Origin of the sequence: Streptomyces sp. WAC07094 (assembly GCF_036320405.1) — a bacterium.
Lineage (GTDB): Bacteria > Actinomycetota > Actinomycetes > Streptomycetales > Streptomycetaceae > Streptomyces > Streptomyces lannensis.
Genome location: NZ_JAVMJZ010000001.1, coordinates 8,246,616 through 8,263,178 on the forward strand (window position 1 = coordinate 8,246,616; position 16,563 = coordinate 8,263,178).

20 protein-coding genes are annotated in these 16,563 nt (G+C 68.7%); 10 read left to right on the plus strand and 10 right to left on the minus strand.

The genetic code is table 11. From position 1 onward, the window contains the following. Positions 1-215 precede the first annotated feature (215 nt). Both RCR19_RS37010 and RCR19_RS37015 read right to left on the minus strand, forming a co-directional pair. Positions 216-947, minus strand: a complete 732-nt coding sequence (locus RCR19_RS37010; RefSeq protein WP_331269111.1) for a class F sortase — start codon at positions 945-947, stop codon at positions 216-218. Between the two features lie 141 nt (positions 948-1,088). Further along, on the minus strand, positions 1,089-1,793 hold the full coding sequence (locus tag RCR19_RS37015; RefSeq protein ID WP_331269112.1) for a hypothetical protein: 705 nt from the start codon (positions 1,791-1,793) through the stop codon (positions 1,089-1,091). Between the two features lie 1,116 nt (positions 1,794-2,909). Between RCR19_RS37015 and RCR19_RS37020 the strand changes: the two genes are divergently transcribed. The 4 genes from RCR19_RS37020 (at position 2,910) to RCR19_RS37035 (ending at position 4,964) form a co-directional block, all read left to right on the plus strand. Beyond that, positions 2,910-3,350: a hypothetical protein gene (locus RCR19_RS37020; RefSeq protein WP_331269113.1), complete on the plus strand. Its 441-nt coding sequence runs from the start codon at positions 2,910-2,912 to the stop codon at positions 3,348-3,350. A 238-nt stretch (positions 3,351-3,588) separates the two neighbouring features. Then, positions 3,589-4,176, plus strand: a complete 588-nt coding sequence (locus RCR19_RS37025; RefSeq protein ID WP_331269114.1) for an Imm21 family immunity protein — start codon at positions 3,589-3,591, stop codon at positions 4,174-4,176. Between the two features lie 40 nt (positions 4,177-4,216). Then, a complete protein-coding gene (locus RCR19_RS37030) occupies positions 4,217-4,372 on the plus strand; it encodes a hypothetical protein (protein WP_331269115.1) in 156 nt (51 codons plus the stop codon). Positions 4,373-4,790: 418 nt separating this feature from the next. Continuing rightward, positions 4,791-4,964 carry a hypothetical protein gene (locus tag RCR19_RS37035; protein ID WP_331269116.1) on the plus strand — a complete coding sequence of 58 codons (174 nt, stop codon included), beginning with the start codon at positions 4,791-4,793 and terminating at the stop codon, positions 4,962-4,964. A 212-nt stretch (positions 4,965-5,176) separates the two neighbouring features. Here RCR19_RS37035 and RCR19_RS37040 read toward each other — a convergent pair whose 3' ends face one another. Further along, positions 5,177-5,644, minus strand: a complete 468-nt coding sequence (locus RCR19_RS37040; protein ID WP_331269117.1) for a hypothetical protein — start codon at positions 5,642-5,644, stop codon at positions 5,177-5,179. 577 nt (positions 5,645-6,221) lie between these two features. On the opposite strand from RCR19_RS37040, the gene RCR19_RS37045 reads away from it, so the two are divergent. Beyond that, entirely contained in the window at positions 6,222-6,539 is a 318-nt protein-coding gene (locus RCR19_RS37045) for a hypothetical protein (protein WP_331269118.1), read from the plus strand. Positions 6,540-6,734: 195 nt separating this feature from the next. Here RCR19_RS37045 and RCR19_RS37050 read toward each other — a convergent pair whose 3' ends face one another. From RCR19_RS37050 to RCR19_RS37060, 3 genes are all read right to left on the minus strand, one after another. After that, the gene (locus RCR19_RS37050; RefSeq protein ID WP_331269660.1) at positions 6,735-7,016 is read right to left on the minus strand and encodes a hypothetical protein; all 282 of its coding nucleotides are present in this window, start codon (positions 7,014-7,016) and stop codon (positions 6,735-6,737) included. A gap of 205 nt (positions 7,017-7,221) precedes the next feature. Beyond that, the gene (locus RCR19_RS37055; protein ID WP_331269119.1) at positions 7,222-8,418 is read right to left on the minus strand and encodes an NAD(P)/FAD-dependent oxidoreductase; all 1,197 of its coding nucleotides are present in this window, start codon (positions 8,416-8,418) and stop codon (positions 7,222-7,224) included. Between the two features lie 34 nt (positions 8,419-8,452). Continuing rightward, positions 8,453-8,944 (minus strand): hypothetical protein, encoded by a 492-nt coding sequence (locus tag RCR19_RS37060; protein ID WP_331269120.1) that lies wholly within the window; start codon positions 8,942-8,944, stop codon positions 8,453-8,455. A gap of 97 nt (positions 8,945-9,041) precedes the next feature. Between RCR19_RS37060 and RCR19_RS37065 the strand changes: the two genes are divergently transcribed. Beyond that, positions 9,042-9,701 carry a PadR family transcriptional regulator gene (locus RCR19_RS37065; protein ID WP_331269121.1) on the plus strand — a complete coding sequence of 220 codons (660 nt, stop codon included), beginning with the start codon at positions 9,042-9,044 and terminating at the stop codon, positions 9,699-9,701. 262 nt (positions 9,702-9,963) lie between these two features. Here RCR19_RS37065 and RCR19_RS37070 read toward each other — a convergent pair whose 3' ends face one another. Beyond that, on the minus strand, positions 9,964-10,323 hold the full coding sequence (locus RCR19_RS37070; protein ID WP_331269122.1) for a DUF1707 domain-containing protein: 360 nt from the start codon (positions 10,321-10,323) through the stop codon (positions 9,964-9,966). After that, on the minus strand, positions 10,310-10,852 hold the full coding sequence (locus RCR19_RS37075; protein ID WP_331269123.1) for a winged helix-turn-helix domain-containing protein: 543 nt from the start codon (positions 10,850-10,852) through the stop codon (positions 10,310-10,312). Before RCR19_RS37075 ends, RCR19_RS37070 begins: the two co-directional genes overlap by 14 nt. A gap of 446 nt (positions 10,853-11,298) precedes the next feature. Here RCR19_RS37075 and RCR19_RS37080 point away from each other — a divergent pair, with 446 nt between their 5' ends. Beyond that, the gene (locus tag RCR19_RS37080; protein ID WP_331269124.1) at positions 11,299-12,012 is read left to right on the plus strand and encodes a D-Ala-D-Ala carboxypeptidase family metallohydrolase; all 714 of its coding nucleotides are present in this window, start codon (positions 11,299-11,301) and stop codon (positions 12,010-12,012) included. Between the two features lie 54 nt (positions 12,013-12,066). On the opposite strand, the gene RCR19_RS37085 is transcribed toward RCR19_RS37080, so the two are convergent. Continuing rightward, positions 12,067-12,480, minus strand: coding sequence for an SRPBCC family protein (locus tag RCR19_RS37085; RefSeq protein ID WP_059126305.1), 414 nt, complete (start codon positions 12,478-12,480; stop codon positions 12,067-12,069). A gap of 223 nt (positions 12,481-12,703) precedes the next feature. Here RCR19_RS37085 and RCR19_RS37090 point away from each other — a divergent pair, with 223 nt between their 5' ends. Beyond that, on the plus strand, positions 12,704-13,384 hold the full coding sequence (locus tag RCR19_RS37090; protein ID WP_331269125.1) for a TetR/AcrR family transcriptional regulator: 681 nt from the start codon (positions 12,704-12,706) through the stop codon (positions 13,382-13,384). A gap of 9 nt (positions 13,385-13,393) precedes the next feature. Here RCR19_RS37090 and RCR19_RS37095 read toward each other — a convergent pair whose 3' ends face one another. Then, positions 13,394-14,482: a PP2C family protein-serine/threonine phosphatase gene (locus RCR19_RS37095; RefSeq protein ID WP_331269126.1), complete on the minus strand. Its 1,089-nt coding sequence runs from the start codon at positions 14,480-14,482 to the stop codon at positions 13,394-13,396. A gap of 378 nt (positions 14,483-14,860) precedes the next feature. Here RCR19_RS37095 and RCR19_RS37100 point away from each other — a divergent pair, with 378 nt between their 5' ends. Further along, positions 14,861-15,508: an HD domain-containing protein gene (locus RCR19_RS37100; RefSeq protein WP_331269127.1), complete on the plus strand. Its 648-nt coding sequence runs from the start codon at positions 14,861-14,863 to the stop codon at positions 15,506-15,508. Positions 15,509-15,543: 35 nt separating this feature from the next. Continuing rightward, positions 15,544-16,506: a GlxA family transcriptional regulator gene (locus tag RCR19_RS37105; RefSeq protein WP_331269128.1), complete on the plus strand. Its 963-nt coding sequence runs from the start codon at positions 15,544-15,546 to the stop codon at positions 16,504-16,506. The last annotated feature ends 57 nt before the right edge of the window (positions 16,507-16,563 follow it).

Genomic DNA, 16,563 nt, shown 5'->3' on the forward strand with positions numbered 1-16,563 from the left:
GGTCGCTGTGCAACAGTGCTCGCCGCACGCCATCTTGCGGACAGATCACTGGCACACGGGCATTGGGCCGACGTGGCTCCGCCAAGGCACTCGAACGGCCGAGATCACGGGCGGGGGCACCTGCAGGTGGTGACGGGAGCTTTCCCGGCCGGCCGGGGGTGCCGGAAGAAGGAGGTACCGGTGAGAGTGTGTCGGGGGCGGCTCCCGGAGGTTGCTCAGGGATGCCTGACCGAGTCGAGGTGGGCGAACACCACCACGTTGGATTCGTAGTCGTGGGCCTTGTGGTTGTAGGTGCCACCACAGGTGATCAACCGCAGCTGGGGGGTGGTGTTGCCGGCGTAGACCCGCTTGTCGGGGAACTTCGCCTTGCTGAAGGTCTCGACGGTGTCCACCTTGAAGCTGGTGACGACGCCGTCCGCGCGGGTGATGTCGAGCTTGCTTCCCGGCTTCAGGGTGCGCAGCAGCACGAACACCGCCGGTCCCGTCTTGGTGTCGACGTGACCCACCACGACCGAAGTTCCCCGCTCACCGGGTGAGACCCCGCCCTTGTACCAGCCCACCAGGTTCTTGTTCGTCACGGGCGGTGGAGTGAGGTGCCCCGAGGCGTCCAGCGAGATCTCCGAGAACGGCGCGCTGACTCCGATCTGCGGAATCACGATGCGCTTGGGGGCGGACCGCGGCAGCTCCTGCGCCGCCGGAAGGCCCTTACGCGGCCCGGTTCCTGACGGAGCGACGAGTGCGGGCGGGGTCACGACCACGGACGGGGGGACGACGGCCGCGGGCAGAGTCGGCGGCTTGGGATCCGACGGGCTCGACAGCGAGTGGTGGATGAGTACGGCGCCCAGCCCCACAGCCGCCGCCGGCAGCAACAACAGGGCACGGTTGACGGTACGGGACGTGGGCCTGTTTCGCGGCTGCTCCGGCGGGGCCGGTTGAAAGAGGGTCATCAGTCAACGCCTGTTCATGAACGAGGGCGGCGGTAGGACATCAGGGGGCCGGACAACCGGCCCCAACGCCGCAGTCGCGGGCGCCGTCACCCTTCGCGAGTGACGGCGGCCGCGACCGCACAGTCGGCCGACGAGTGCCGATCAGGCCTCCGCCGCGCGACGCCGCAGCATGTACGCACCCGCGCCGAGACCGCCGAGCAGCAGCACCGAACCAGCGGCCAGGCCGTTGCTGGACTGCGCCAGCCCGCCGCCACCGGCTTTTACGGCACCGCTGGGCGCCCTCTCCGCGCCAGGCCTGCCGGGCCTGCCCTCGTCGCTCTGGTCCTCGTCCGAGGCAGCGGGGTCGCTGCTCTCGTCGTCGGCTCCACCGGCGTTCTCGTCGGCGCCCTCGGCGCCCTCGGCACCCTCGCCCTGCTCGTGGTGCGGTCGGCCGTGGTGAGACCGGCCGCCGTCGTCGTCGCCGGGCTGGGTCTGCGCCATCGCCAGAGCACCGCCACCGGCCTTCACACCGCCGCTGGGCGCCCTCTCCGCGCCAGGCCTGCCGGGCCTGCCCTCGTCGCTCTGGTCCTCGTCCGAGGCAGCGGGGTCGCTGCTCTCGTCGTCGGCTCCACCGGCGTTCTCGTCGGCGCCCTCGGCGCCCTCGGCACCCTCGCCCTGCTCGTGGTGCGGTCGGCCGTGGTGAGACCGGCCGCCGTCGTCGTCGCCGGGCTGGGTCTGCGCCATGGTCAGAGCACCGTCACCGGCCTTCACGCCGCTGGCCAGCGACACGGCATGCGCGGCGGGAGCGGAGAGCGCGACGGCCGCGGCGACCGCAGCGGAGGCGAACATTGTCCGGGTCACTCGCATCAGAGGTAGTCCTTTCGCCGCCGCCACGAAGGCCGGCACTATGCCGGCACAGCGGAATCGCAGCAGCAACGTGTTCACCCTCAACCCGAAGACCGCCTCCGACCGCTGCATGACACGGGAAGTGAGCAAGCCCGTACTCCCTCCGGGTGTCTCCAGACCGAAAAGTAACCCGTTCGGCAGCACCCCCATCGGTACCAACATCATCACTAATGCATGGAGAGCGAACGCGTGTGCCGACGCCGATGTGCCGCATTCACACGATCGATGACGTTGCATCAAATACTCGTGCGAACGACCGTGAGGCGGTGGAGCGCGATCTTCGGCCGTGGCCTTGGGTGTGGTCGGCCCGCGCGGGCAGCGACCCGATCAGGTGTGCGAGATCGGCATCAGCGGCTCGGTTTCGTGCCTGATTATCGTTTTGACGGCCGGTCATGGACGGTGCGTCGCCAGGCTTTCGGGACGTGGGCTTGGCACCTGTGTACAGGGTGCGGACCGAGACCGGGGTCGCCGTGGCCAGGACGCCCGAAGCCGCCGTGGGCCCGCCGGAGTCCGGCCTGTGGCCATGGTGACGGCGCTGGGCCCAGCGACGGGCAGTCCGAGCACCGGCAGGCACAAGGCTCCCGTACGAGCCCTTTCTCGCGTCGGTTCCCACGACCGCCTCGGCTCGCCGACCTTCCCGGCGGCCGGAGGCGTACGCGGGCCACGTACGCGCCCCGTCGAGGTACTGCCGAACAGTCAGCGGCCCGACGTCCTCGAGGCGGTCGCCGGCGGGCGGCGACGACCGCGTGCGAGGCGATCACGACCCACGGCCACCGCCGGGAGGTGACTCGCGGACTTCCCACAGCTCGATCCGACGAACTCCGCCCGGGGTGTGCGCTCGCGGAGGGTCAAGACGGCCAAAGTCGTGTATGCGGCCTTGAGCGCGTCGGCCGTGGCCATGGTCCTCGATCGTGACATCTGCTCCGCGACACGTGCGCGGAGAGCAACACTTGTCGGCCTCTTTGTCAGAGGTGCTTCACCCCAAAGGCCCGTGCTCAGGGCTCAGTTGATGCCTGACGAGTCGGCGTCGGGTGGGTCTTGAAGCGTGTCCTGGGCATCGTGCGTTACGGTCCTGCCATGCCGGACCGTTTCCCCGAGATCACCTCAGTCGCGGAGTTCATCCGACTGCGCACGAGCGAGGATCCGGCGGAGAGGGACCGCTCGGCGTGGGCGGCCATGCCGCTGCCGGTCTGGCACGAGTTGGTGCGAGAGCATCCGGACATGCGGTTCTGGGCTGCCCACAACCGTAGTTGTCCGCCGGAGATCCTTACCGAGTTGATCATGGACGACGACTGGCGTGTTCGCAGCAGGGTGGCGAGCCGTCGCAACTGTCCGGCCGAACTGCTGGAGGAATTGGCCGACGACCCGCACGACGCTGTCCGCAGCACCGTCGCCACCCATCAGCACTCCCCACGCAGTGCGGTGCTGCGCCTGACGGACGACCCTTGGGCCGTGATCGCCGAAGCGGCCCGAACCCGTATCGCCAACTGGCCCCAGTCGGCTCCGAACGAGACGTAGCACCTTCACACGAGCTTCCATCGTTGGTTCTCGCCGGACTTCCGCACGACCAGGTCCTTGGCGCGGGCGCGGGGGACCGTGCTGCCCCGGTCGTTGACGTGGAAGATCTGCATGACGGTGTTGTCGGGGTGTTGCGACGAGGACTTGATGGCCTCAGGTGCGGCCCGGTTGGACGGGCTGGGGTCGGTTCAGCTGTCCGTCGGCTCGCCCTGTCATGGGGTGAAGGCGGACTGCGCGCATGAGTGACAGCGACAACACCAACCGTCATACGCTCGGCCTGACATGGGTGGATTCCATGGGCGGCCCGCTGATCGTCGTTCCTGTGTCTGTACTGCACCAGTGGAGCGGCTGCACCGAGGACGGCATCATCGTCGGCGGCACCGACGAGCCGGACGACTACGATCGGGCCTGCGCCGTCGAGGGGCCCGCCGAGGCGATCAGCCTAGGTGACGCCGAGCACGTGTCCGCGTTGGTGCTGGGCGACGAATCAGCAACGACCTGCTACCTCCCCGAACAAGGGGCCTTCGTGCGGTGGCTCGGCGCCTGCTCCGAAACCGAGCTGGTCGCCGCGGCCGGTGCCGTCCTGAGCGATGAGGCGACGCCATGGACGGTGTGCGGAGTCCGGGAGACCGACGGCCCGGCGGTTCTGATGGACTCAGCCGAGGCCGGCGAAGGCCTCGGCGTGCCCTACCCGGATGGTAAGGGCCGACCGGACGAAGCCCCGGTGCCCGTGGCCGCAAGACGATGGAGAGTCCGTGCGTTCTACAAGACCGACGGATGCTGTTCGGTGGGCGTGTTCCAACTCCTCCCAGCAAACGGTCCTTGATTCACAGGTGGCGTGCGGGCGGCGCAGGCGCGACCTGCGTATGGGACCTTCCAAACAGGACAGCAGCCGGTCCGGTCGCTTCGCGACGACGAGCTGGCAGTGCCGGGGCGGCAGGACGCTCCCGCCGACGGCGCCGATCGACACCACCACGGATCACGGTGTCGTGAACCCGGACCAGGCGGAGATGTCCGGCTGAAGGCTGTGGGTCTCGACGTGGCGAATCGACACGACCTGGTCGAGCTCACCCTGCTGGTGCAGGATCGGCAGCACGTCGCCCTCGGCGAAACGGCGCGATGAGCCAGGCCGCCCCCCGGCCGATGGCCAGGATCTGGGCTTCGGGCGGGTTCGTCGCCCGGGGTGTGCGCTCGCCGCGCGGGGTGTCGGGTGCTCGTCGGCAATCCGCGGGCGGCACGAGCGGGGGAGCCGCGGAACGACGGGGCCTGGGCGGCGGCTGTCGGGGTCCCCGGACAGCGTACGAGAGAAGCGCTTGGGTACAACGAGAGCGCCTCTGGTGCCGCCGATCGTCTCGGGCAGCGGTGGAGGCGGGAAACCGCCTGCTCGGGGTTTTCCCCCAGGCTCAGGGGCACTCGGACTGTGAGCGTGGAGGTACTGAGATGAGTACCGGAGAGAAAGCCAAGGCAAAAGCCGAACAGGTTGTAGGCAAGACCGTGCGGAAGGTGGCCCACGCGGTGCACAAAGACACCCTCGCAGCAAAGGGTGCCGCCCTGGAGGCGCGGGGGAGGATGCGGGGCGCGAAAGAGACCACCAAGGGCTCCTTCAAGCGCTGACAACGTCATGGCCGTCCCTGCCGTGCAGTGCGTGCGGCGGGAGCGGTTCGCACCCCCGTGCGGTGGGCGTGCGACACAGGTCCGAGGCAGTGTGTGCCGCTGACGGCCTGTGCCACTGACGTCCCCCTGGCGATCCAGGTCGCGGGTCATGAAGCCAGGTGATCGACGCTCCATTCGACGCAGCGGAAGGAGGGCAGCTGAGGGGTTACGTGTCACGACGACCCCGAGAGGGGCTCCGCACCGTCGTAGGCCGCCAGCGCAGCCTGGCGGCATTCCAGCAGGTCGCCGAGGAGCTCGGGGGTCAGGTGTTCTTGGGCCAGTGCCACCGTCGCCCTGGCCTCGACGGAGGCCCATGCGTGCCGGGCGCGCTTGTTGGCGCGGCGCCTGGTGTCGCTGCGCAGGAAGCCTGCTCCCGCCGCGAACCCGGCTGAGGCCAGAGCGGCGAGGGCGGCGGGAACACGCGCGCCGGCCGAGGCCAATCCTGCCGTTCCCGCCGTGCCCGCGAGCAAGGCCGCGGGGAAACCGAGGGCGATGTCCGTCTTGGTCCAGAACTCGGCCCGGCGGTGGGCGAGTCTCCTCTGTTGCGTCGCCTCGGCTTTCAGTCGCTCGATCTCGGCACGCAGGCGGTGCGCGGGCTCGTCCGGGCTCAGGCTGGTGGTTCCGTCAGCGGCAGTGGCCATGAGGAAATTCCAACACGTCTGTGTCAGAAGGTACTTGGTGATTCCGCACAGCCTTCGGGCGCGGTGGACGTGAGCTTCCCACGATGCGTGCCGTCACATTGTGTAGTCGGCGTCGCCGATGATCTTGGCCGTCGCTCGGCTACGTTCCGGTGACTGGCCGGCTTACCCAGACTGCGCAGGCTGACGTGCCTGCAGTTCGAGGGTGACTGCGGGAGCCCGAATTCGGTTCGTTAACTGGGTTTTTGCTACACGTGATCGGCTACACCACTTGAGCGGATGGGTCCTTGACCGCCCGTCGTCGTGAAGTCCGACAGGGGGAACCGTTCGTCCCGTTAGGGTGTGGCGTATGAGCGACGACGCCCCGGACTGTCCCGAGTGCGGTCAGCCGATGAGGTCCGGTGGTCTCGTGCTCGCCTGGCGGTCGAATGACGGCCGGCGGACCTGTCGGTCACTGTGGAAGTGTGCCGGTCGGCACGTCTGGTGGCGCTGGGCCGACCGGCCGGAGGAGCCGTTGGTGCCCTGTCCGTTTCCGGGGCTGTTTCGCTGACATCCGGCGTTGGCATATACGCTCCCGATCATGACGGCATCTCCGACGGGCTCCGAGGCACTCCGCCCGACCGCGTTGTGGGGCGTCACCTTGGCCTCGCTCGGCGTCGTCCTCGTCAGCTGGGCGCTGTGCTGGGTGAACGCGTACGTCGTGAATGACGACCTGCCGAACGCCTGTGGCGACCTGCGTCGACAGAGCTTTCCGCCGGAGGTGGCGTGCGCGTCCGCGAACGGCACGCTCACGGGTGCGAACGCTGGTTGGATCGAGGCCCTGTTCTTCGCCTCGCTCGTGGTGTTCGTGCTACTCGCGAGCATGGTGCTGGCGCTTGCGTCCGACCGTAGGAAATGACGCATACGGCCTTGTCCCATACCCCAGCCGTGCCCGATCGGGCGGGGAACTCGGGGATGGACGGGTTACTTGCGGTCGGCGCGCACCACTGTGGCCCCTGACCGTTCCGCCCGGTCAGGGGCCGTTCGGTTGCGCGGTGGGTGTGGCGTTCCAACTCACGACGACTCGCGCGCCAAAGCGATTTCCAGGACGGCTTCAATCGCCGAGGAACCAGAGATAGCGGTGCGGTCCGTTCAGGACGACCTGACACATCTCCCGAGCCTGTACGACCCAGGCGCCACCACATGCGTCCGGAAGCCGGTCGAGTTCGGTGAGCAGCAACGGAACCTGTCGATGGTTGAACATCGCGTCTCCGTATGGGATCAAGGCCGTCAGCATCGGGAAGGCGGCCGGGTCGAGCTCGGCGAGGGCGTCCGTCCATTCCACCCCGGCCCGGGTACTGGCCACGAGGTCCCCCTGGTCGCCGCGTACCTGCATGTTGATCACTCGTTGATGCTATCGGCGCCTTGTGCTCGTTGCGCGCCCATTCCGGCGGGACACAACGGGGACTCACAGCGAACAGCGGCACAGACCATGCTCCGGCCCAGGCCGGGCACTTCGCAGGTCGGCCGCGATCGGCAAACGCACCTTCCGGTTCCTGAAGGGACAGGGCTTCTTCCCGGTGGTAGCGGTCCGCCCGTCCTCAGGCGGGCACCACGGGCGCGTCCCAGTCGATCCGGTACCGGTGCGTCCAGCCGAACATCTTCTCCGGCTTCAGGAACGTGCGCGTCGTCAATGGCATCAGCAGAGCCGTGATCCTCGTCGCGACCGGGCCCATCGACTTCTGGCTGTTGGTCTTCGCGGCCTGCGCTGCGACCTTCTCCACCCTGCCCCGCCTCAGCTGCTCGTACGTCGCGAACGCCGAGCCCACATCAGGGATGTCCCGCAGACAACGCGCCAACTGCACGGCGCTCTCGACCGCGAGGGACGCGCCCTGACCGGAGCTGGACGAGGGCGCGTGGGCCGCGTCGCCGACCAGGACCATCCGTCCCCGGTGCCACGTAGGCACCGAAGGCAGGATCTCCAGCCCTCCGAAAGTGAGGAGTTCGTCGTCGCCGGTGCCCCGGAGCAGATCGCGGCCGGGGACGTCCCCGGCGAACCTCTCCCGCAGGATCCGCATCCATGCGGCCGACGGCGTCGAACTGGCCTGCTCCGCACTGAGCGGCTTTTCGTACGGCAGGTTGCCGAACCAGGCGGTGCCTCCGCCGGGCGCCGGCCAGTAGCCGAGAAACGCGTGCTGGCCGAAGGCGAAGTACATGGTGTCCGGACGCGCCTGAGGGACCTCCGTCTTGGAGTGGGCGCCGAAGCCGAGCAGGCCGGTGTACCGGGGGCCGGGCGCTGCCGGGTCGATCAGCTGCCGGACCGTCGACCGGATACCGTCCGCCCCGACCAGCACGTCCGCGGTCACCCGGGTCCCGTCGGTGAACTCGGCGGTGACGCCGGCCGGGGTTTCCTCGGCCCCGGCCAACCGCTTGCCGTACACGGTCTGTACGCCCGCCGCGGCGGCTCGCTCGCGCACGGCCCCGTACAGGTCGGTACGCCACATCACCTGGCTGGGCGGCAGGCCCGTCAGGCCTGCGAACTCGCCCATCCGCCGGCCCCGCCCATCGGTCATGACCATGCGGTGGATCGGCTGACCGGCCAAGCCATGGTCCACACCGACGACTTCGAGGGCGCTGAGCCCGTTGGGCGCGACCATCAGCATGCCACCGAGGCCGTCCGCCGTGTTCTCGTAGGCCTCGTAGACGGTCGCCTCGATGCCCGCCCTGCGCAGTGCGAGGGCCGTTACCGGTCCGGCTATGCCGCCTCCGATGACGGCAGCCGTCTTGATCGCACTCATGCGTGTGTCCCTTTCCCGCGCCGGGGTCGGATGTTCAGTGGCCGTGCGAGCGTGCCGGGTCGTCGACGGTCGGGTGACCGCCCGTCCTGTGGGCGAGCCGCAGGTCCCGGAGGTAGGCGCGGGAGCACATGGCGTTGAGGACCGCGATGCCGCCGCGGTGTACGCGGACCTCGCCGTCGGCTGCGACACCGGTCAGACGGATCCGGCGGGCGTCGGCGAGGGCCGAGTCCTCGGCGGTCCGGCCCTGCGCGTCCTCGACCTTGCCCCGGGCGGTCCAACCCAGGGCCCAGTGGTCGACGACGGCGTCGTCCGGCACGAGCAGTTTGACCGTGGCGCGCTGGAGTTCCAGGTGCAGGTCGATGTCGTCGGGCAGGTCCGGGGAGCGCAGATCGAGCACGGCCAGGCCCCGGCGGGCGCGCACCTGGATGTGTCCCGTGCGGGTCCAGTTGCCCAGCCGCTTGATCACGGCGTGGTCGGCGTGGATGCGCTCGGTGGCGTCGGTGGTTTCAGTGCTGGTGGTGGTCATCTCCGTGGTCTCCGTCCACTCGTGGTCCTCGCTTCCCTGATAGTTGTAGTGCGACTAGTCTCATGTCAACTAGTTGCAGTGGGGGTAATATGCCGGCATGAGCACTCCGACCCGCAGTTCGCCGCTGGCGCTGACCGTGCTGGCCCTGCTGCACTTCCAGCCGCTGCACCCGTACGGGATCCAGAGACTGATCAAGCAGTGGGGAAAGGACCAGGTCGTCAATGTGGGCCAGCGCGCGAGCCTCTACCGGACGATCGACCGGCTCCTAGCGACGGGCCTGGTCACGGTCCGGGAGACCGGCCGCGACCAGCAGTACCCCGAGCGGACGGTGTATGAGCTGACCGACGCGGGGCGCTCGACCATGAGTGTCTGGCTCAAGGAGATGCTGGCCGCGCCGAAGCAGGAGTTCCCGCAGTTCCCCGCCGCGTTGTCCTTCGTCCTCATGCTGGCCCCGGAGGAGGCGCTCGACGTGCTGGAACAGCGCGCCGCGACCCTCGCGCAGACCCTCGAGGCGCACGACAAGTCCTTGGCGGAGCAGACGGAGGTCCACGGCCTGCCGCGGGTGACGACGCTCGAAGAGGAGTATCTGCGCGCGATGACCGCCGCAGAACTGGACTGGATCCGGGCAGTCACAGACGATCTGTCCAGCGGTCGCCTCAGCTGGAGCGTTGACGAGCTGACCGGTATCGCCCAGAGCACCGGGCGGCAGGCCCTGACCGACCAGACGTCCTCGGAGCCACAGCACGATCCACGGTGACCGCGCGCCGTCTTGGGCGCCCTCGGTGTGGCCCAGCCCGTCGCCGAGGCGTTGCTCCGTGCGCCGGCGGCGGACGTGGCGCGAATGCGCCAAGTGCCGCCGCGCATCCTGGCGTACGGGCGCCCGGGTGCCCGCGCACGACTTGTCGAGCTGTAGCGCGTAGAGCGGCGGAGTACAGCAACTACAGCGTTCCCGCAGTGCCGGTAGCGCCCTCGAAGCGCCGAGTCACGCCTGCGACCGCCGACGGCCGTTGCCCGCAGAGCTACACACCAGAAGGCCGTTGCTGTGAATGCGAGTGGTACCGGCGGGCCGGACTACGGGTGATGAGCCAGTAGACGAAGGCCGCCGGGGGGCAGAAGCACAGCAGCAGGATCAGTACCTGTGGGTTCATCTCGGTCGAGGTCCGCTCGGAAGTCTTGCCCTGCGCCGGTAGATCCGCGGTGATGGCGCCGAGTTGAGCGACAGTGGCTGCCTGGTAAGCGACGGCCGCGCGGTCTTCGAGTTCGGACAGAGTCAGTCGGCCGGCCACGTAGTGGTCTTTGAGCCGCTCCACGGCGATATCGCGTTCCGCGTCCGAGACTTTGACCGCGAGCTTGTCGCGGGGTTCTTCAGCAGGGTTCATCTGGGCCTCCGTGCGACGGCGCGTTGTCGGACGGGCGATCGTGCAGGTCGACCACTGCGACGACGACCCGGGTCCAGACCCCTGGGGCGTCGTGGTTCCCGAACCGAGAGGCGAGTTCCTCGATGTGCCCGCGCAGCTCGGCAAGTGCCTCGTCGGTCAGGCGCAGAGCACCGCGATGCAGGTCGACTTCTCGCCGCCGGCCAACCTGTCTGGCTTGGTAGGCGGCGTTGATGTCGGCCCGGGTCGCGTCGAGCATGGACCCGAGGGACGCCGCCTGCTCCTCTGGAGTCGCGCCATCCGCCGGTGGCTCGGTGACCGCCGGGGCGTAGACCCGTTCGACCTTGCCGCGAGCCAGCGGCCGGTATTCGGCGATCTCGATGAGCCCTGCTTGCTCCAGTCGACCCAGGTGGTAGTAGAGCCGATCAACCGGCAGCCCGATGAAGTCGGCAAGTTCGCGAGCAGAGCGCGGCATCTCCCACATCGCCTCCAACAGCCGAATGCGCAGGGGGTCGGCCAGCGCCTTGTGCACTCCATGCCACCGCCGGGTCGAAGGGGGAGAGGCTTCCGCACTCATTGACGACCAATCCGCATGTTGAAGACGACTCCAGTCATTGGAATTTTCTGCAACGATGTACCGTACAGCGGCAGTTCGCAAGACACGCGACGCCGGAACCGCGGCGGACAGAAGGGAGGATGTGCCCCGTGCCCCAAGGTCCCCGTGTCACTCAACGCCCGCTCGCGGGAGCTCACTTGGGAAGTCCGCCTCCACACGCCCGGCCTGTGACAGTCGAGGCTCCCGCTCTTCCCCGTCCCGGTTCTATGCGCATAGCATTCGTTGTCATGCGCAACTCAATATGACGCCGAAGGTCTGACGCAGGCCGCACGGTTCCCAGAAGAGGAGTGGCTTCCATGGATTGGGCACGACACTCCGGTCGAAGCATCGACCGTCGTACTGTGCTGAAAGGCGCGGCGGCAATGACGGCCGCGCTCGGTATGGCCGCGGCCGTCGAGGTCGGCTCCGCCGGCACGGCCGCGGCCTACGGCTGGACTCGAACCCTGCAGCAGGGCGTGTCCGGCTCCGACGTGGCGGAATTGCAGATCCGTGTCGGTGGCTGGGCCGCGTCGGGCGCTCAGCAGACCTATGTGGCCTGGGACGGAGAATTCGGTCCGGCCACGGCCGCCGCAGTCCAGCGCTTCCAGTCCGCCTACGGGTTGTCGGCGGACGGTGTTGTGGGTCCCCAGACCCAGGGTGTGCTCGACAGCCTCGAGAAGAGCGACGGATCGACCGCCCACTTCGCCTGGAGCGAGTTCACCTCCCATGACGGCTCGGGCTTCGGCGGCGGCAAGGTCGGTTCGACACAGGTCAAAGAGAATGTGCGCCGGCTGATGTACAAGCTGGAGGCGGTGCGCAAGAAGGCCGGAAACAGTTCGATCACCATCAACTCCGGCTTCCGCAGCACGTCCTACAACGCTTCGGTGGGCGGCGCGTCCAACAGCATGCACGTCTACGGAGACGCCGCCGACATCGTGGTCTCCGGTCACACCACCCTCCAGGTGTACCGAATCGCCGAGACATGCGGCTTCTCGGGCCTCGAGGCGTACACACATTCCTGGCAGCACGTGGACAGCCGTGTGCAGTACCCCTCCTACGGCTCCGGCTCATGGTGGTGGGAGAGCGGCGTCGTGTAGTCACCGCCTTCGGGACATGACGAAGCGCGCGACGAGGGCGGGGTGTTCGGTGTGTCAGCCGGCCGTGTTCTCGACCCGCAGCCGTACTTGTTCCTGAAGGTTCCGCAGGCTGGCGTCGAGGGCCTCCTGTACCGACCGCTCGCCGGGATCGTGGTGTTCGTCGAAGAACGACAGATGGACAGTCACCTCGCTGGCGCCGCTGCCGATGCCGGCGACCTGGAGCCATCCCGCGTAGTAGCCCTCGTTGCGGGTGCCCCACTCGAGCCGCATCTGCTCCGGGCGGGCGCTGAGCAACGCGGAGGTGTCCTGCTCGTCGTGATCGTCGTGCACGGTGACGGCGGGCGGGTCCTCCACGTGCACGTGGAGGGCGTTCGGTAGCCAGCTGTCCAACCGGTCGAGGTCGGCGGCCTGCTCGAAGACCTGCTCGGGCAGCGCGGCCATGGTGCGTGAACGTTCGTACTCGGCCATCGGTACCGCTCCTCGTGTCGAGGTCGTACAGCCGGACGAGTGCCCGTTCCGCCGTAATCGAAGCGGTCCTGGGACCGGCCGCCGGAGCCCATGACGCCCGCATGCGCGGTGATCCCCCTGCGCGGCCCGTGCTGTGGCATCCCTGCACCCACGTCGTTACATTACTTTCAGGCGCTGTAATGAATCGATGGCGTGGTGCTGGACTGCGCCGGGAGGTCGGCGGATGAACAGGGGTGATCGCGACGTCGGCGGCGGAGGCGGCGAGGCGTCGCGTCCCGGCACGAGTGACGGGATTCCCGCACGAGCCGGCGGTCGGCCGCGTGATCCGGCGATCGAGGACGCGATCATCCAGGCGACACGCAGACGTCTGGTCACCGACGGCTACACCCGGATGACGATCGGTGACATCGTCGCCGACGCCGGTGTCACCCGGCCCACGCTCTACCGTCGGTGGGCCAACAAGTACGACCTGGTCGTCGATGCTCTCGCGTTCGGCTTCCGGGCGCAGCGCGAGGCGTATCCCGATGTCGAATTCGATGAGCTGTCGCCGCTCGAGGCGTTCCGTGAGGCCGTGCGCCGACTCGATCCTCGGTACCACAACAAGGCCGCGATGGAGCTGCACGGCAACTTCATGGCGGAGGCCGAGCGCGTCCCCGGTCTCCTCGAGCAGCTGCGTGAGCATGCGGTACAGCCTCGCTGTGAGGAGCTGACGGAGGTTCTTCGGCGGCTCCAGGAGCGTGGTGCCATTCGGAAGGACGTCGACCTGGACGTCGTCGTCTCGCTGTGTTTCGGAAGCTACTTCGCGGACTATCTGCGCACCGGTGAGGGCGTCACCGACTTGCCCGACCGGGTCGTCCGGACACTCTGGCCCGCTCTTGCGGAACAGCCCGCGCCCACCGACTGACCGGCGCTCTCAGGCGGTCGGTGCGCACTGGACGGCAACGAGCGCCACGTCGTCGTCGAGCCGGCCGCCCGTGTGCCGGACGAGGTCGTCGAGCACCCGCCGGAGAAGGGCCTCCGGGTCGCCCTGCTCCGAGTGCCAGTGGGTGCCACGGTCCGCGAGCGCATAGAACCCGCCGGAAGCGTCTCTGGCTTCGGCGAGGCCGTCGGTGTACAGCAGGAACACGTCGTACGGGGCACAAGCGACGGTGTTCTGCCGGTAGGCGGCCGGGTCGAGGCTCGCCAGGCCGAGGGGTGGAGCGGGGGCGCGGCTGGACAGGGTCGTGATCCGGTGGTCGCGCAGCAGGAGGGGCGGGGGGTGTCCGCAGCTGACCGTTCTCATGACGGCCCCGTCGCCGGGAAACTCCACCAGCAGCGCGGTGACGAAGCGTTCCGCGGCATCGGCGTCGGTGTGGGACGCCTCTGCGACATGGCGGCGCACGCTGCGTTCGAGTGCCGCGGCCAGGTCCGGAAGCGCGGCGTGCTGGTGGGCCGCCTCACGGAAGGCTCCGAGCAGCGCCGCCGCATCGTCGAGCGCCCGCAGACCCTTGCCCTTGACGTCCCCGATGATGAGCCGGGTGCCGTACGGGGTCCGCGCCGCGGCATAGAGGTCGCCTCCGACCCGGGCCAGGCTCTCGGCGGCACGGTACGCAGTGGCCACCCGCAGATTCGCGATACGGCGGGGGAGCGGCCTGAGTACGACGTGCTGGGTCGCCTCGGAGATCGCCCGCAGCTGACCTGCTTCCTTGCGGACGCGCTCCCGCGCACGGCAGGTGGCGACGAGGAACACGGACACGGCGAGCAGGGCGGCGGCGTGGACGGGCATGACGGCGGAGTGGAGCAGGCCGTCACGGATGTCGCAGATCATCGCGGCCAGGAGCGAGAGGGCGGCCGCACCGCCCGTCCAGCGCGCCGTCGAGAGCGCGGCCACCAGGATGGGCGCGGCGATGAGCAGGGAGCCCAGATGAACGCTGGTGGGCACCACGAGGGCGATCACGCTGATACCCACGACCGGTGCGACCGATGCGGCTGTGGCCGGGCCATGTCGTACGGGACTGCTCAAGGCCTTGTCTCCTTGCCCATCTTCTTTGCGAGGTCCCCGTCCGGTGCCGCCGGGTGAGACGTGCGTCGCGAGGGGAATTGATCTACGGGAAACCCCAGGTCAAGCCCATGATTCTTGGGCGAGGAGTTTCTTTACAGTCATTGTCTCTAACGAAAGGGATGTCACAGTGATTCCCGGAAACGGAATGCGCGGCCGCCCGGAGCTCGGGCTCAGGACGAGGTTGACATGGGGATGTCCGTATCTGTGGGGAGCTCGTCCGTTCGGCCATGGCGGACGCCGGGGGGAGGCGGGAGGCTGGAAACACGTCGGATCGGCGGGTGATCAGGTGTCGCCGAGCCGCCGGACCTCACACATGATGCGAAAGGCCAGGTGACGACCATGACCACCGCTTTGACCGCCGTTGCCGGGGTGAACGTGCCGGACACCAAGCTCGCCCGCGAGGCGACGGAACTGGTGCGTGACACCACCAGTGAGCTGCTCTACCACCACTCGCGCCGCGTCTACTTCTGGGGAAGCCTTCAGGGCCGCAACCGCGATCTGAGCTTCGACCCGGAGCTGCTCTACATCGGCGCCATGTTCCACGACCTCGGACTGTCCGAGCGCTTCCACGGCAGCGGGCGCCGCTTCGAGGTCGACAGCGCGGACGAGGCGCGGCGTTTCCTCACGGCGCACGGGGCGCCGGAGGACAGCGTCCGGCGTGTGTGGACGGCCATCGCGCTGCACACGACGCCCGGCATCCCCGAGTTCATGGAGCCCGAAGTCGCGCTGGTCACGGCGGGTGTGGAGTACGACGTCCTCGGCATCGGCTATGGGGACGTCGGCGACGCCGATCGTGAGGCCGTTGTCGCGCTGCACCCGCGCCCGGACTTCAAGACGCGCATTCTGCAGGCCTTCACCGAGGGGATCCGCAGCAAGCCCGAGACGACGTTCGGAAACGTCAAGGCGGATGTACTGGCCCACTACGTGCCCGGATTCGAGCGTGGCGACTTCGTACGCACCATCCAGGACTCGCCGTGGGCGGAGTAGGCCGGAGCTCCTCTGCGCCCCATGTGGTCGCCGTGATGGCCTTCGACCAAGTGCAGTTGCTGGATGTGACGGGGCCCGCCGAGGTGTTCACCACGGCCAACACTTACGGCGCCCACTACGACGTGCGGATCGTCTCCGTCACGGGGGAGGACGTGCGCACCTCATCAGGGGTGAGGGTCGGTGTGGACGGGGATGTCGAAAGTCTGCCGGAGCGTGTCGGCACCCTGGTCGTGCCCGGCTGCGTGCCCTGGCAACGGGCCGTCGCAGACAGGGAGTTGATCGATCTCACCACCGCCCTGACCGAAAGGTCCCGGCGTATCGCGTCCGTCTGCGCCGGCGCCTTCGTCCTCGCCGAGACCGGTGTGCTGGACGGACGCCGTGCGGCGACTCACTGGGAACTCACGGGCGAACTGGCCACCGCCTACCCGAAGGTGGTGGTGCAGGCCGATCCGGTGTTCGTCCGGGACGGCGACATCGCCACCTCGGCGGGCGTCACCGCGGGCATCGACCTGTCGCTCGCACTCGTCGAGGAGGACCACGGATCCGATCTCGCCCGCAGTGTGGCCCGGCACCTGGTCGTCTTCATGGCCCGACCCGGAGGTCAGTCGCAGTTCAGCGTCCGGATGGCGCCGCGAGAGGCCCAGCATCCGGCAGTGCGGCAGGCCATGAACGCCATCGCGGCCGACCCTCGGGCGGACTGCACCCCGGACGGCATCGCCCGCCATGTCGGCTTGAGCAGCCGGCATCTCACTCGGCTGTTCCGCAACGAGGTCGGTATGACGCCGGGCCAGTACCTCGAATCGGTTCGGCTCGAGGCTGCCCAGGCGCTGCTCGAGGCGGGCAACGACTCGGTCGACGTCGTCGCGGAGGAGGCGGGATTCGGCTCGGCGGAGACCATGCGCCGCGTCTTCCAAGTCACGCTGGGCGTCGCCCCGACGGCGTACCGCGCCCGCTTCCGGACCACCGCGCCACAGGGCCGCTTCCAGCTCAGTCCCTGATGCGCCGGACCGTCGACGAGGGAGACCGCCGTCACCGCGGTCGTACGCCCAAGGCCC

Bases quoted from the DNA above. Each gene is read 5' to 3' on its own strand.
- RCR19_RS37010 (WP_331269111.1), bottom strand. From the start codon at position 947: ATGACCCTCTTTCAACCGGCCCCGCCGGAGCAGCCGCGAAACAGGCCC.
- RCR19_RS37015 (WP_331269112.1), bottom strand. From the start codon at position 1,793: ATGCGAGTGACCCGGACAATGTTCGCCTCCGCTGCGGTCGCCGCGGCC.
- RCR19_RS37020 (WP_331269113.1), top strand. From the start codon at position 2,910: ATGCCGGACCGTTTCCCCGAGATCACCTCAGTCGCGGAGTTCATCCGA.
- RCR19_RS37025 (WP_331269114.1), top strand. From the start codon at position 3,589: ATGAGTGACAGCGACAACACCAACCGTCATACGCTCGGCCTGACATGG.
- RCR19_RS37030 (WP_331269115.1), top strand. From the start codon at position 4,217: ATGGGACCTTCCAAACAGGACAGCAGCCGGTCCGGTCGCTTCGCGACG.
- RCR19_RS37035 (WP_331269116.1), top strand. From the start codon at position 4,791: ATGAGTACCGGAGAGAAAGCCAAGGCAAAAGCCGAACAGGTTGTAGGC.
- RCR19_RS37040 (WP_331269117.1), bottom strand. From the start codon at position 5,644: ATGGCCACTGCCGCTGACGGAACCACCAGCCTGAGCCCGGACGAGCCC.
- RCR19_RS37045 (WP_331269118.1), top strand. From the start codon at position 6,222: ATGACGGCATCTCCGACGGGCTCCGAGGCACTCCGCCCGACCGCGTTG.
- RCR19_RS37050 (WP_331269660.1), bottom strand. From the start codon at position 7,016: ATGCAGGTACGCGGCGACCAGGGGGACCTCGTGGCCAGTACCCGGGCC.
- RCR19_RS37055 (WP_331269119.1), bottom strand. From the start codon at position 8,418: ATGAGTGCGATCAAGACGGCTGCCGTCATCGGAGGCGGCATAGCCGGA.
- RCR19_RS37060 (WP_331269120.1), bottom strand. From the start codon at position 8,944: ATGACCACCACCAGCACTGAAACCACCGACGCCACCGAGCGCATCCAC.
- RCR19_RS37065 (WP_331269121.1), top strand. From the start codon at position 9,042: ATGAGCACTCCGACCCGCAGTTCGCCGCTGGCGCTGACCGTGCTGGCC.
- RCR19_RS37070 (WP_331269122.1), bottom strand. From the start codon at position 10,323: ATGAACCCTGCTGAAGAACCCCGCGACAAGCTCGCGGTCAAAGTCTCG.
- RCR19_RS37080 (WP_331269124.1), top strand. From the start codon at position 11,299: ATGACGGCCGCGCTCGGTATGGCCGCGGCCGTCGAGGTCGGCTCCGCC.
- RCR19_RS37085 (WP_059126305.1), bottom strand. From the start codon at position 12,480: ATGGCCGAGTACGAACGTTCACGCACCATGGCCGCGCTGCCCGAGCAG.
- RCR19_RS37090 (WP_331269125.1), top strand. From the start codon at position 12,704: ATGAACAGGGGTGATCGCGACGTCGGCGGCGGAGGCGGCGAGGCGTCG.
- RCR19_RS37100 (WP_331269127.1), top strand. From the start codon at position 14,861: ATGACCACCGCTTTGACCGCCGTTGCCGGGGTGAACGTGCCGGACACC.
- RCR19_RS37105 (WP_331269128.1), top strand. From the start codon at position 15,544: ATGGCCTTCGACCAAGTGCAGTTGCTGGATGTGACGGGGCCCGCCGAG.